We start from the raw sequence: 12,777 nt of genomic DNA, 5'->3' as shown, positions 1-12,777 counted from the left end.
CGCCCCTGCTGCCGATCATGGCGGATGCTCGGCGGAGAGCGCACGACCATGACCGAGTGAGTCGGCGAACGCCCAGCCCCCGGCATCCCCTCGGCGCCGGATCACGCCGACGGCCACCCCGAGGTCAGGCCGCGTCCCCCGCCAGCACCCCCGAGATGAGCAGCTGCACGAGGGCGGAGGCGCGGTAGTCGGTGCCCTTCGGCGCGCCGATGCAGAGGTTGCCGATGCCGCGGAGCACGGTGTACGCGTCGACGGAGGGGACGACGCCGGCCGACTCGCAGGCCGCATCGAGCAGAGCGGCGGCCACCGGCACGAGCCGGTCGACGAAGTAGGCGTGCAGCGCATCGGAGCCGTCGCCGGCACCGCGCAGCGCACCGGCGAGCCCGTGCTTGGTGACGAGGAAGTCCACGAACATGGCCACCCACGCCCGCAGCGCGATCTCGGGCGTCGCGCTCTCCGCGAGCAACCGCGGTCCGGCCTCCGCGCAGGCCTCGACCTGATGCCGGTACACCGCGACCACCAGCTCCGGACGCGTCGGGAAGTGCCGGTAGATCGTGCCCACCCCCACCCCGGCCGTGGCGGCGATCTCCCGCACGGGGGCATCCACCCCGGAGGAGACGAACACCGCCGCCGCGGCGTCGAGGATCGCCTGCGTGCTCTGGGGCGGGCGACCCACCGTCGTCGAACGCTCACCGCGCGACGGAGCCCCCGGGGTGTCGGCCACGTGCTCGTCCTCTCGTCGACGGTCGGGATACCGCGCGCTTGTGTTTCGGAACAACGTTCCGTAATGTTGCGGAACGGCGCTCCGATAAGAAGTATCGCAGAGCGCGGAGAGGAAACCCCATGCCCGCATCCCTGCTCGAGCGGCTCGACGAGATCATCGACGCCGGCTCGCCCGTCGTCTCCGTCGCCCCTCTCGTCCTGTCCGGCCCCGACCGACCCCGGCCCCTCGAGGTGCGGGTCTCCGCCCCCGCGACCGGCACGAACCTGCCGATCGTGCTCTTCTCGCACGGCAACGGCTGGAACCTCGACGGCTACGCGCCGCTCACGTCGTTCTGGGCCTCGCGCGGCTTCGTGGTGATCCAGCCCACCCACCTCGACTCCCGCCGGTACGGCTTCGGATTCGACCACTCGGCCTTCCCCCGGATCTGGACGGAGAGGATCGCGGATCTCACCCGCATCCTCGACCAGCTCGACGTCGTCGAGCAGGCCGTGCCGGGGCTGGCCGGTCGCGTCGACCGCGATCGGGTGGCCGTCACCGGGCACTCCTGGGGCGCGCAGACCGCTCAGTCGCTCCTCGGAGCCCGGATCCTCGACGAGCACGGCCGCACCGGCGACGACCTCTCCGACCCCCGGGTGACCGCGGGCGTCCTCCTGGCGGCGACCGGTCTCGGTGGCGATCACCTGCACCCGTTCGTCCAGGCGAACTTCCCCTTCATGCGGCCGTCGTTCGCCGAGCTGACGAGGCCGACCCTCGTCGTAGCGGGCGATCAGGATCAGTCGCGCATGTCGAGCCGCGGCCCCGACTGGTTCACCGATGTCTACGCGCACAGTCCCGGCGCGACCGACCTTCTGACCCTGCGCGGCGCCGAGCACTCGCTCGGGGGGATCGTGGGGTACGAGGTCGCCGAGACCACCGATGAGGACCCGGTGCGCGTCGCGATCATCCAGCGGATGACGACGGCCTTCCTGCGCTCGGCGCTCGGCGTCGACGCACCGAGCATGGACGCGGCCCGCGCCGCCATGGTCGAGAACCCCGCGCCGCACGGCCGCCTCGACACCCGGTGACGCGTCCAGCACGCCTGCGACGCGAGGCCTCGCACCGGTGCTGGCGGCGGCAACCTGATGCGGACCGCCGAGCAGCAACGACATCGCGTCAGAGAAGCGGAAGTCGGGGCGGAACCCGATCCAGAAGGGTGACCACCCACGACATCGCGCCGCAGAAGCGGCGGCGCGATCAAACGATACGGTGCGGAGACGGAGGGATTTGAACCCTCGGTCCCCTAAACGGGGACTCCACCTTAGCAGGGTGGTGCACTCGGCCGGACTATGCGACGTCTCCTGGCGTGAGCCTCCACCACTATAGCCGCTGCGCGGCGACGACCGTGCGCGGGGTTCCGCAACGGCGGCGGGATGCCCCGCTCAGCCCCGCCCGACGGCGCAGCGCGCCTCGGCGGCGGTCTGGCCGGGCACCCCCTCGAGCACGGGCGGCGTGCTGGCGCCGGGCGCCGTGGTCGGATCAGCAGAGGCCGTGGGCGACGGCGAGGGCTCGGCCGGAGCATCCACCCCGCCGCCAGCCCCCGGAGCCGCCTCGGTGCCGTTCTCGGGCTCCTCGGGCAGGAACCGCTCGTCGGCGCGGATGCGATCGAAGAGCGCCTGCGCCTCCTCCTCCAGTGGGATGACGCGGCCCGTGTTGGGGCCGGAGAGCGGGATGGTGCCCGGGTACTGGGTGAAGACGATGTTCTCGGTGGGCATGCCGGCGAGAACCTGCGCCATCGACACGAGCGTGTCGAGGTTGGCGAGGCTCGACGAGAGGGTCATCGACTCGGTGGTGACCTGGGCGAGCGAGTAGAGGGTGGGGATGTTCGTCAGCGTGCCCTCGCTCTGCAGCTTGCGGATCATCGAGGAGAGGAAGGCCTGCTGATTGGAGATGCGGCTGAGGTCGCCGCCGTCACCGATGCCGTATCGGGTGCGGAGGAAGCCGAGCGCCTCGTAGCCCTCGAGGGTGTACTCCCCCGCCTCGGGGAGATTGAGGTCGGCCTCGGGGTCGACGATCGGAGCCGTGATGCAGACGTCGACACCGCCGACTGCCGTCGACATGCGGGCCACCCCGTCGAAGCCGACGTACCCGGCGTACGGGATCTCGAGCCCGGTGAGCGCCTCGGCCGTCTGCACGACGCAGTTCAGGCCGCCGTAGCTGAACGCCACGTTGAACTGCTGAGCGCTCATCGCGGAGAAGCTGCCCTCGCCGTCCTCGGTCGGGCAGGAGGGGATGGGCACGATGAGGTCGCGGGGAATCGATACCGCGACCGCCGACTGCTGGTCCTCCGCCACGTGGACGAGCAGGTTGACGTCGTTGAGGGTGGCATCGCGCCCACCGCCCGTCGTCTGGCCGGGCACGTTGTCGACGCCGACGATGAGCACGTTGAAGCCGCCCTCCCATTCGCCGACGGTCGGCAGCGGAGCGTCGGGGTCGCCGATCTCGACGGTGTCGATGTTGGCGGCGAGCTGGGTGGTCACGATCGCGGCGAGGGATGCTCCCGAGACCAGCACCACCGCGAGCAGGGTCGCCGCGCCCGCGAGCGCGGTGCGCCACCAGGCGTGCCGGCGCAGTCGGCCGTGCCGGGCGACGGCGAGCGGAGCATCCCGCGCCGCTCGATCGCGCCGCGTCGCGGGGCTCGCCACCCGCTCGTCCGAGCCGGTCAGTTCGCCACCGAGCACGTGTACTGGTCCGCCGTCTGACCGAGCACGCCGTCGAGCACGGGCGCCTCGGGCGCGGCGGACTCGGTCGGAGCGGCGCTCGGGTCGACCGGTGCGGCGGGATCGACCGGCGCGGCGGGATCGGTGGCCGCGGGGGTCTCCACGGGGGTCTCGGTCGGCGGCGCGACGGGCGCGTTCGGGTCGAGCGTGGAACCGTTCCCCGTCGCGTCCGCGGCGAGCACGAAGGACTCGTCGTTCGCGATGCGCTGGAAGAGCTGGTCGGCGAGATCCTCCAGCGGAGCCGCCTTGTTCGTGTACACGCCCCCGAGTCCGGTCGTGGCCGGGTACTGCACGAAGGTGATGTTCTCGGTGGGGATGTTCCGCAGCGCGAGCGCCATCGACACCATCGTGTCGACGCTCGAGAGACTGGGCGACAGCTTCATCGCCTGCGTGGCGACGGTGGCGATGCCGTAGACCGCGGTCGGGTCGGCGAGCACGCCCTCGTTCTGCACCTTGCGCATGAGGGAGGAGAGGTAGACCTGCTGCGAGGAGATGCGGCTCAGATCGCTGCCGTCGCCGACGCCGTAGCGCGTGCGCAGGAAGGCGAGGGCCTGGTACCCCTCGACGGTGTGCGTTCCGGCCGTCTCGAGGTAGAGATCGGCATCGCGATCCCGGATCGGCTCCGTGATGCAGACGTCGACCCCGCCGACGGCGGTCGACATCATGGCCACGCCGTCGAACGAGATCTGCGCGGCGTAGGGGATATCGAGCCCGGTGAGCGCCTCGACCGTGAGGACGACGCAGTTCAGACCGCCCTGCCCGTAGGCGACGTTGAGGGGTTGAGCGCTCAACGGCGAGCTGATCGAACCGTCCTCCTGCGGGCATCCGGGGTGTCTGATGACGAGGTCCCGCGGGATCGATACCGCGACCGCCGACTGCTGGTCCTCGGCGACGTGCACGAGCATGTTGACGTCGTTCAACGTCGTGTCCCTGCTCTCGCCGACGGTCTGGCCCTCGGCGTTGTCGACGCCGACGATGAGCACGTTAAAGCCGCCCTCCCACTCGCCGACCTGCGGGATCTCGCGCACGTTGCCGTCGGCGTCGGTGAGCTGGGCGACGTCGATGTTCGAGGTCAGGTTGTTGAGGGCGATGGCGGCGACGGATGCTCCGCTCACGAGCACGACGGCCATGGTCGCGCCGACGACCTTGAGGGCCGTCGACCACCACGCCGCGCGGCGCTGGCGGCCGTGGCGCACGCGCGCCGTCGGCAGGGATCGCAACGTGCGGTCGCGCGTGCGCTCGGCCATGCGGTTCCTCGCTCCTCCTGCACCGGCCCCCCGGCCTGGTGCACCTGTCAGTGGTATCGGGTGCCGACGTATCGTCAGACCGTCACGGCCCGTCGAGTCAGCATGGCCTTTTCGACCATCACAACGCGGAGGGCGTGGGATTCGAACCCACGAGACATCTCTGCCCACTGGTTTTCAAGACCAGCTCCATCGGCCGCTCGGACAGCCCTCCTCGGCATCAACGTCCCCGATAGTACCCGAGGGATGCTATGCGGCGGCTGGCGAGCCCTACACCAGAGCGGCGAGCGCCTTCGCCAGGCCGTCCGCGGTGTCGCGCGCCGTCGTCTCCGACGCCGCGGCGACGACCTCCTCGGGAGCCTGCCCCATCGCCACGCCGCGCCCGCCGCCGGCGACCGCCCAGGCGAGCATCTCGATGTCGTTGCGGCCGTCGCCGACGGCGAGCACGCGACGGGGATCGATGGCGAGGGCATCCCGAACCCGCTCGAGAGCGGTGGACTTGTTGACACCGTCGGGCGCGATGTCGAGCCAGGCCGTCCAGCCGACGTTGTAGCTGACCTGGTGCAGGCCCATGAGCTCGACGGCGGCGAGGAACTCCTCCATCGCGTGCCCGGGGCTGATGACGACGACGCGGGTGGCGGGCTCGTAGGCGAGGCGCTCGAACGGCACCTCCTCGCTCACGGCGCCGAGCGCGCCGTCGGGGAACCAGCCGGTGTAGCGGTACATGCCGGTCTCGTCCTCGACGGCGTAGTTCGCCTGGCTGAGATGCGGGCGGATGCTCTCCAGCACCCCCGAGGGGTCGAAGGTCTCGACGTGCTCGCGCCGGTACCCCGTCGGGGCGCTCTCGTCGCGGCGCAGCGTGATGGCCCCGTTCGAGCAGACCACGTACTCGGGAGCGATATCGAGCCGCTCGAGCACCGGCATGGTCATCGCGACCGAGCGCCCGGTGGCGAGCATGACCTCGTGGCCGGCGTCGCGCAGGCGGGTGATCTCGGCGAGCGCCGCGTCGGGCAGCGAGCCGTCCTCGTGCAGCACGGTGCCGTCGATATCGAGGGCGACGAGCCAGCGCTGCTCCGGGGCGACGGTGCTCGCGCTCATCGCTTCGGCTCCATGATCTCGAGGCCGCCGAGGTACGGGCGCAGGGCATCCGGCACCACCACCGAGCCGTCGGCCCGCTGATGGGTCTCGAGGATGGCGACGATCCAGCGGGTCGTCGCGAGCGTGCCGTTGAGCGTCGCGACGGGCGCGGTCTTGCCGCTCTCGCCCCGGTGGCGGATGTCGAGCCGGCGCGCCTGGTACGTGGTGCAGTTGCTCGTGCTCGTGAGCTCGCGGTACGCGCCCTGCGTGGGCACCCAGGCCTCGACGTCGAACTTGCGGGCGGCGCTCGTGCCGAGGTCGCCGGCGGCGGTGTCGATGACGCGGTAGCTGAGGCCGAGGCTCTGCAGCATGCCCTCCTGCAGGGCGAGCAGGCGCTCGTGCTCGGCCTCGGCGTCGGCGGGGTCGATGTAGCTGAACATCTCGAGCTTCTGGAACTGGTGCACCCGGATGATGCCGCGGGTGTCGCGCCCGTAGCTGCCGGCCTCGCGGCGGTAGCAGGTGCTCCAGCCGGCGTAGCGCAGCGGGCCGTCGCTGAGGTCGAGGATCTCGTCGGCGTGGTAGCCGGCGAGGGCGACCTCGCTCGTGCCGGTGAGGTAGAGGTCGTCGGCGGGCAGGTGGTAGACCTCGTCGGCGTGCTCACCGAGGAACCCGGTGCCGCGCATGACCTCGGGCTTGACGAGCGTCGGGGTGATGAGGGGCGTGAAGCCGGCCTCGAGTGCGCGATCGAGGGCCATGGTCATGAGCGCGAGCTCGAGGCGGGCGCCGATGCCCTTGAGGAAGTAGAAGCGCGAGCCCGAGACCTTCACGCCGCGGGGGATGTCGATGGCGTCGAGCAGCTCGCCGAGCTCGAGGTGGTCGCGGGCCTCGAAGTCGAAGGCGGGCTTCGCGCCGACCTCGCGCAGCGTGACGAAGTCGTCCTCCCCGCCCTCGGGAACGCCGTCGAGCACGACGTTGGGCAGCCCGCCCGCGATGCTCGCGAAAGCCTCCTCGGCCTCGGCCGCCGCCTGCTGCGCCTGCTTCACGCGGGCCGACAGCTCCTGCGCCTGCGCGACGAGCGCCGCCTTCTCCTCCTTGGGAGCCTTCGCGACGGTCTTGCCGTGCGCGTTCTGCTCGGCGCGCAGCGCCTCGAACGCGGTGATGGCCTCGCGGCGGGCGAGGTCGGCGGCGACCGCCTCGTCGACCCTCTCGACGGGGGCGCGGCGTGCGCGCTGGGAGGCTTTGACGAGCTCGGGATTCTCACGCAGCAGCTGGGGGTCGATCACGCCTCTAGTCTGTCACGCGGCCCGCGCCCGGCTCCCGGCCGGCAGCCCTTCCTGGATGCCCGTCCGCCGGCCCGGGCGCGGGGTGCACCGCATGCCCTAGCCTGACGCCATGTCTCCCGATCAGACGTCCTCCGGCGCACACGTCGCCGTCATCTTCAACCCCGTGAAGGTGGACATCGACGAGCTGCGCGCCGAGGTCGCCCTCGCCGAGGAAGAGGCGGGCTGGAACGCCACCCTCTGGCTCGAGACGAGCGTCGACGACCCGGGGCAGGGCATGGCGAAGGAGGCGATCGCGAGCGGGGCATCCGTCGTTCTCGCCGCCGGCGGCGACGGCACCGTGCGCGCGGTCGCCGAGGGAATGATGAACTCGGGCGTGCCCCTGGTCCTACTGCCCGCGGGCACCGGCAATCTGCTCGCCCGCAACCTCGGCATCACCCTCAACCGCCTGCCCGAGGCCGTGCAGCTCGCCGTCACCGGCGAGGATCGCGCCATCGACATGGGCACGGCGCTGCTGCGCCGCCCCGACGGCTCGACCGAGCAGCACACCTTCGTCGTCATGGTCGGCATCGGTCTCGACGCCAAGATGATCGCCGCCACCAACCCCGAGCTGAAGAAGAGGGTCGGCTGGCTCGCCTACGTCGAGGCGATCGCGCGCATCGCCCGCGACGTCGACGCCGTGAAGCTGTCGTACTCGCTCGACGGCTCGCCCACCCGCTCGACGAGCGTGCACACCCTGCTCATCGGCAACTGCGGCGCCCTGCCCGGCAACGTGCTGATCATGCCCGAGGCGAAGATCGACGACGGGCTGCTCGACGTCGCCGCCATGCGCCCCCGCAACCTCTGGGGCTGGGTGCGCGTCGGCACCGCGGTGGTGTGGGAGAACGGCGTGCTGCGCAAGTCGCGCGCCGGCCGCCGCCTCATGGCCGCCGACAAGCGGGTGCGGGTGCTGCGGTACTTCCAGGGGCGCCGTGCCGACCTGCGCTTCGAGAAGCCCGAGGAGTTCGAGATCGACGGCGAGGAGATGGGGCTCGTCACGACCCTGAGCGTGCGGGTCGAGCCGGCCTCGCTCGTCGTGCGCGTGCCGCGCGACGTCTCGCCGGAGCGCGCCGGCATCAGCTCGGCGCCCGCGCCGGAGTAGCCCGCCGCGCGGAGCCGCTGACCCGCCCGCTGCCCTAGGCCTGCGGTTCGTGCCCGCGATCAGGAGTCGCGCGGCGTGCCGTCCGTCGCCCCGCCGCAACACGCCGACGCCGCGCCGGTGCCTCCTGATCGCGGGCAGGCTCCCTGGCCGAGATTCAGGCACCCCGCGGCGTGTCGCCTCGCTCTTCACGGCGACGCGCCGGTTCGGGATGCTCGATGCCTGAATTCGTGCACGCCCGCGCCGCGCATCCGCCCGTCGACGGCCCCGGCGCACGCCGACGGGCCCCGGCGCTCATGACACCGGGGCCCGTCGGGCCGTGCGACCCTGCGACTAAGGCAGGCGCGCCTCGCGGCGACGGGCGACCACCAGCGCCGCGACTCCGAGGGCGAGCAGGAGCAGCGCGAGCGCGATGATCCCGGCCGCCTCGGCCCCGGTGACGGCGAGCGCGCCGCCTCCCGAGCCCGCGCCGTCGGGTGCGGCCCCGCCGCCGGTGGCCGCCGCGGTGACGGTGAGCGGAGCATCCGCCAGCACCACGCCGTCGACGATCGCGCTCAGCACGTACGCGCCGGGCGCGGTTGCGGCGGGAACGGTCAGCGTCACCGCCGCGGTGCCGTCGTCGCCGACGGTGACCGTCTGCAGAACCGCCGAGGGCGACAGCGCCGCCGCCGAGAGCGAGGCCGGCTGGATGCCCGCCGCGCCGAGCTCGAGCGACACCTCGTCGCCCGGCTCGAAGCCCGCGAGCTCGACGCGCACCGCGCCGCCCGCCGCCACCGAGCCGGCGCCGATCGAGACGACCGGTCCGTCGGGGACGACCTCGCCCGAGCCGACCAGCTGCGCGACGCCCCAGCGGGAGGTCGACTGGTAGCCGGCCCCCGAGGGGTCGGCCCAGTTGGTGATGGAGCTGCGCGCGCCGTTCGCCGCGTCGTTGACCTGCACGTCGAGGCCGTGGAACGTGCCCTCGCCGGCGGAGTCGAGCAGGCTGATCGCCGCCTCGACGATGTAGCCGCCCTCGACCGGGGTCGTCGCCGACTCGACGCGGCCCCGCTGGAAGCCCTCGTCGCCGACGCCGAACGACACGACGTTCTCGGCGCTGATGCGCACCTGCATGTCGTCGTAGCGGTAGGGGCCGTTCTTCACGTTGCCGGCGTCGATGTACATCTCGACCGAGTCCTGGATCCAGGGGTCGGATCCGGTGACGTCGACGATCGGGTCGGCGACCTCGGCGAGCACGTACAGGGTCGAGTCGCGCCACAGGGTGCGCACCTCGGCCTGCGCGCCCGTCGCGCCCTCGACCTGCTTGGCGGTGGTGAAGCTGTTCGCCGCGGCCCAGGCCTCGTCGATGCCGCCGTCGATGACGACGTCGCCCTCGGCGGCAACGGTCTCGGTGAACGAGAGCGCCTCGAGCAGCGTGAGCGTTCCGAGAACGCCCTCGCTGTTCCAGCCGACCGTCGTCGTGCCGTCGGTGACGCGCAGGTCGAACGCGAGCAGATCGCCCTCGGTCGCCGCGGCCGGCAGGGTCAGCGGCACGACCAGGTCGTAGCCGCCCTCCCGCGCGACCGTGCCCTCGTCGCCGCGCTCGACCGTGACGGTCTCGCCCTCGTACTCGAAGGTCACGGCGTCGGTCGCCTGGTCGGTCGCGTCGTCGACGGTGACGTAGGCGGTGAGGATGCTCCCGCTCCAGCGCAGCTGGAACGCGGTCTCCCCCTCCACGATCTCGAGCGGCAGACGATCCCACTCGGGCGAGTCGACCTCGCCGAGGCCGACCTCGCCCTGGAACACGTTCGCCACGCGCTGCGGGGCCTCGAGCTCGCCGTCGATCACCCCGTAGTAGGCGGGCTTCGCCTGCAGGCGCGCGTCGAACAGCAGCGGTCCGCCGTTGGCGGCGCGCCAGCTGCGGTTGTCGGTCAGACCCCAGATGGTGACGGAGAACAGCTCCTCGGCGCGCTCGCGGAAGTCGCGGAACGCGTCGCGGTAGTAGTACCCCTGGTCGATGAACAGCGCCTCGGTCTCGGGCGTGCCCGTCGTGACGTCGAGCTCGGTGACGGCCTGCGTGAGCGGCAGGTCGGAGAACCGGTCGATCGTGGCACCGAGCTCGGCGACCGGGAACGACAGGCTGACGTGGAACTGGTGCCCGATGCCGTCGACCGGCACGCCGCGCTCGATGAGCCGCTCGAGCAGCGCGTACATGCGGTTCTGCTTGCCCTGCTGCTCGGTGTTGTAGTCGTTGATGAAGAGCGTGACCGGGCGGTCCGATCCCTCGGCGGCGTAGACGTCGTTGAAGGCCTCATCGGCGTACTGGAACGCCAGGTCGATGAAGTCCTCCCCGAGGATGCGGTACCACTCGCTGCGGCGCAGGCCGTCGTCGAACTGCCCGCCGTCGTTCACGACCTCGTTCACCACGTCGAACGCGATGATCGGGTTCTCGGCGCCGTACTCGCCGAACTCGGTGGCGTAGTACTCGGCAACGCTGTAGATGTGCGTGCGCATGCGCTCGGCGAGGATCGCCTGGTCGGCCTCCGAGTCCGTCAGCGGCGCGCCGCTCTCGTCCTGGAAGAAGAACGCCGGCGTCTGCGCGTGCCAGACCAGCGTGTGGCCCCAGACGCGGTTGCCGTTGTCGAGCGCGTACTGCATGAGCAGGTCGCCCTCGGGGCTCGGCGAGAACTCGCCCTGGGCGGTGTAGAACGCCTCGGGCTTCATGAAGTTCTCGCTGGAGAGCTGGTCGAAGTGGCGCTGCACGAGCTGCGACTGCGCTCCGGCGGTCTCGCGCGAGTCGATCGCGACGCCGACGGGGAACGGCACGGTGTCCTTGATCGGCTCGAGCTCCTGGATGACGAGCTCCTCGGCCTGGGTGACCGAGATGTCGTCCACGTAGAAGGTGCTGATGTTGCCCGTCGCGGGCGGGGCCACGTACGCGGTCTCGAAGTAGAGCAGACCGGTCGTGAGCTCGGAGGTCGGCATCGTCACCGAGGCGGTGAGCTCCGTCCAGCCGTTGTTGGTGAACCCGGTGGCCTGGGCGACCGTCTGGAAGGAGGAGTCGGCCTGCAGGGTCACCCACACGTCGCCGGCCGTCTGCCCGGGGGCGAAGCGCACCCAGGCGGAGAGGTCGTAGGTGACGCCGGGCAGCAGCGTGCCGATCACCGGGAATCCGATGCCGTCGCCCTGGTTGCCGCGGTTCGCGACGACGGCCGAGGAGGTGCCCGTGCGGGCCTGGTCGGTCGTGGTCTCGAGGGTCGGCGCGACGGTGACGTTGCTCGAGCGGCGCAGCTGCCAGCCGTCGAGGCCCTCCTCGAAGCTCGTGCTGATGACGGTCGCGCCGGGGGTTCCGGGGTCGACCGCGGCGGGCGTGCCGGTGGGCAGCGTGAAGCTCCAGCCCTCGGCGAGCCGCTCGGTGACGACGGTCCGCATCGCGGCGACGGTGTTCGCGCGGTTCGCCGGCCCGTCGTGGGCGAGCAGGATCTGCCCGGGCTGCATGGCGGTGCGGATGTTCGCCTCGAGCGTCTCGACGCTCAGGTCGTTGCCGTCCCAGTCCTGGATGGTGTTGGTCACCGCGAGCGGCTGCATGCCGAGGGCGACGGCGACCTGCTTGGTCTGGCCCCAGCTGCCGTTCGGCGCGCGGAAGAAGGGCACCGGCGCATCGTCATCGCCGAGCGCGGTGCGGATGATCGTGAGGGTCTGCTCGAGGTCGGCCTGGGCCTGCTCGACGGAGTACCCGCCCATGTCGTCGAAGCCGGTCGAGTGGTTGCAGAGCACGTGACCCTCGGCGACGATGCGCCGGAGCAGCTCGGCGCCGCCCGGCGCCTCGATCTGCGATCCGATGACGCAGAAAGCGGCGGAGATGCCCTCTTCGGCGAGGAAGTCGAGCAGCGCCGGCGTGTCCGCAGCCGGGCCGTCGTCGAAGGTGAGGGCGGCGACGTTCCCGGTGCCCTGCGCGGTGGCGACCTCGGTGGTGCTCGGGTTCGGGTATCCGCCCGGGGCGATGCCGGGGCTCGGCGTTATCGGGGTCTGCTCGGGGGCGTCGATCTGGGTGAGCACGAGGTCGTCGACGAAGTACGTGTACGGGCCGGCGAGAGGCGCGGAGCCGATGTAGACCTTCGCGTCGCTCACGCCCGCGGCGACCGTGAACTGGCCCGAGAGCGTCGTCCAGGCGTCGCTCGTCACGGGCACCTCGGCGCCCATCGTCGTGTAGCCCGGCACGTAGACGATCTTGAGGTTCGCCGGGCCGGCGGCGGCGTCGTCCAGGCGCACGCGCATCGAGACCGAGTAGGTCTGCCCGGCGTCGAGCACGCCGGGGGCCGTCTCGATGCCGTCGAAGTCGTTGGCGCGGTTCGCGACCTGCAGGGCCGGGTCGCCGTCGACCTCGGCGATGGAGAGGGTCGGGCCGCCGCTCTGCCGCCAGGAGCTGCTGAGCGGCGAGGTGAAGTCGTCGTCGGAGAGCACGACATCGGCAGCCGAGGCCGCCGTCATCGGTGCCGCGACGAGAGCCAGTGCGGCGGCTGCCGCGACGAAAGTTTTCGAGAATCGATGCCGAGGCATGGCGCTCCTTTGCGCAGGGGAT

The 12,777-nt window shown here is 71.7% G+C and carries 8 protein-coding genes and 2 tRNA genes; 2 read left to right on the top strand and 8 right to left on the bottom strand.

Features of this window, described 5'->3' with window-relative positions:
• Nucleotides 1–124 precede the first annotated feature (124 nt).
• Nucleotides 125–724 (bottom strand): TetR/AcrR family transcriptional regulator, encoded by a 600-nt coding sequence (locus OVN18_RS06010; RefSeq protein WP_267782683.1) that lies wholly within the window; start codon nucleotides 722–724, stop codon nucleotides 125–127.
• Nucleotides 725–843: 119 nt separating this feature from the next.
• Between OVN18_RS06010 and OVN18_RS06005 the strand changes: the two genes are divergently transcribed.
• A complete protein-coding gene (locus tag OVN18_RS06005; protein WP_267782682.1) occupies nucleotides 844–1,788 on the top strand; it encodes an alpha/beta hydrolase family protein in 945 nt (314 codons plus the stop codon).
• Between the two features lie 184 nt (nucleotides 1,789–1,972).
• On the opposite strand, the gene OVN18_RS06000 is transcribed toward OVN18_RS06005, so the two are convergent.
• From OVN18_RS06000 to serS, 6 genes are all read right to left on the bottom strand, one after another.
• Nucleotides 1,973–2,062, bottom strand: a tRNA-Ser gene (locus OVN18_RS06000).
• A gap of 80 nt (nucleotides 2,063–2,142) precedes the next feature.
• Nucleotides 2,143–3,441: an LCP family protein gene (locus tag OVN18_RS05995; protein WP_267782680.1), complete on the bottom strand. Its 1,299-nt coding sequence runs from the start codon at nucleotides 3,439–3,441 to the stop codon at nucleotides 2,143–2,145.
• Nucleotides 3,423–4,727: an LCP family protein gene (locus OVN18_RS05990; RefSeq protein ID WP_267782677.1), complete on the bottom strand. Its 1,305-nt coding sequence runs from the start codon at nucleotides 4,725–4,727 to the stop codon at nucleotides 3,423–3,425. The genes OVN18_RS05995 and OVN18_RS05990 overlap by 19 nt, the downstream gene beginning before the upstream one ends.
• Before the next feature lie 126 nt (nucleotides 4,728–4,853).
• Nucleotides 4,854–4,938: transfer RNA gene (locus tag OVN18_RS05985), tRNA-Ser, on the bottom strand.
• 56 nt (nucleotides 4,939–4,994) lie between these two features.
• Nucleotides 4,995–5,822 carry an HAD family hydrolase gene (locus tag OVN18_RS05980; protein ID WP_267782675.1) on the bottom strand — a complete coding sequence of 276 codons (828 nt, stop codon included), beginning with the start codon at nucleotides 5,820–5,822 and terminating at the stop codon, nucleotides 4,995–4,997.
• The gene (gene serS, locus OVN18_RS05975; protein WP_267782672.1) at nucleotides 5,819–7,084 is read right to left on the bottom strand and encodes a serine--tRNA ligase; all 1,266 of its coding nucleotides are present in this window, start codon (nucleotides 7,082–7,084) and stop codon (nucleotides 5,819–5,821) included. The genes OVN18_RS05980 and serS overlap by 4 nt, the downstream gene beginning before the upstream one ends.
• A 109-nt stretch (nucleotides 7,085–7,193) precedes the next feature.
• On the opposite strand from serS, the gene OVN18_RS05970 reads away from it, so the two are divergent.
• Nucleotides 7,194–8,222: a diacylglycerol/lipid kinase family protein gene (locus OVN18_RS05970; protein WP_267738697.1), complete on the top strand. Its 1,029-nt coding sequence runs from the start codon at nucleotides 7,194–7,196 to the stop codon at nucleotides 8,220–8,222.
• Between the two features lie 330 nt (nucleotides 8,223–8,552).
• Here the strand turns inward: OVN18_RS05970 and OVN18_RS05965 are convergent, their stop codons facing one another.
• Nucleotides 8,553–12,755 (bottom strand): endo-1,4-beta-xylanase, encoded by a 4,203-nt coding sequence (locus OVN18_RS05965; protein WP_267782670.1) that lies wholly within the window; start codon nucleotides 12,753–12,755, stop codon nucleotides 8,553–8,555.
• Between the last annotated feature and the right edge of the window lie 22 nt (nucleotides 12,756–12,777).

It is taken from the genome of Microcella daejeonensis, assembly GCF_026625045.1.
Lineage (GTDB): Bacteria > Actinomycetota > Actinomycetes > Actinomycetales > Microbacteriaceae > Microcella > Microcella daejeonensis.
Note: the sequence above shows the minus strand (reverse complement) of the source record. Positions and strands in the feature narration are given on the sequence as shown.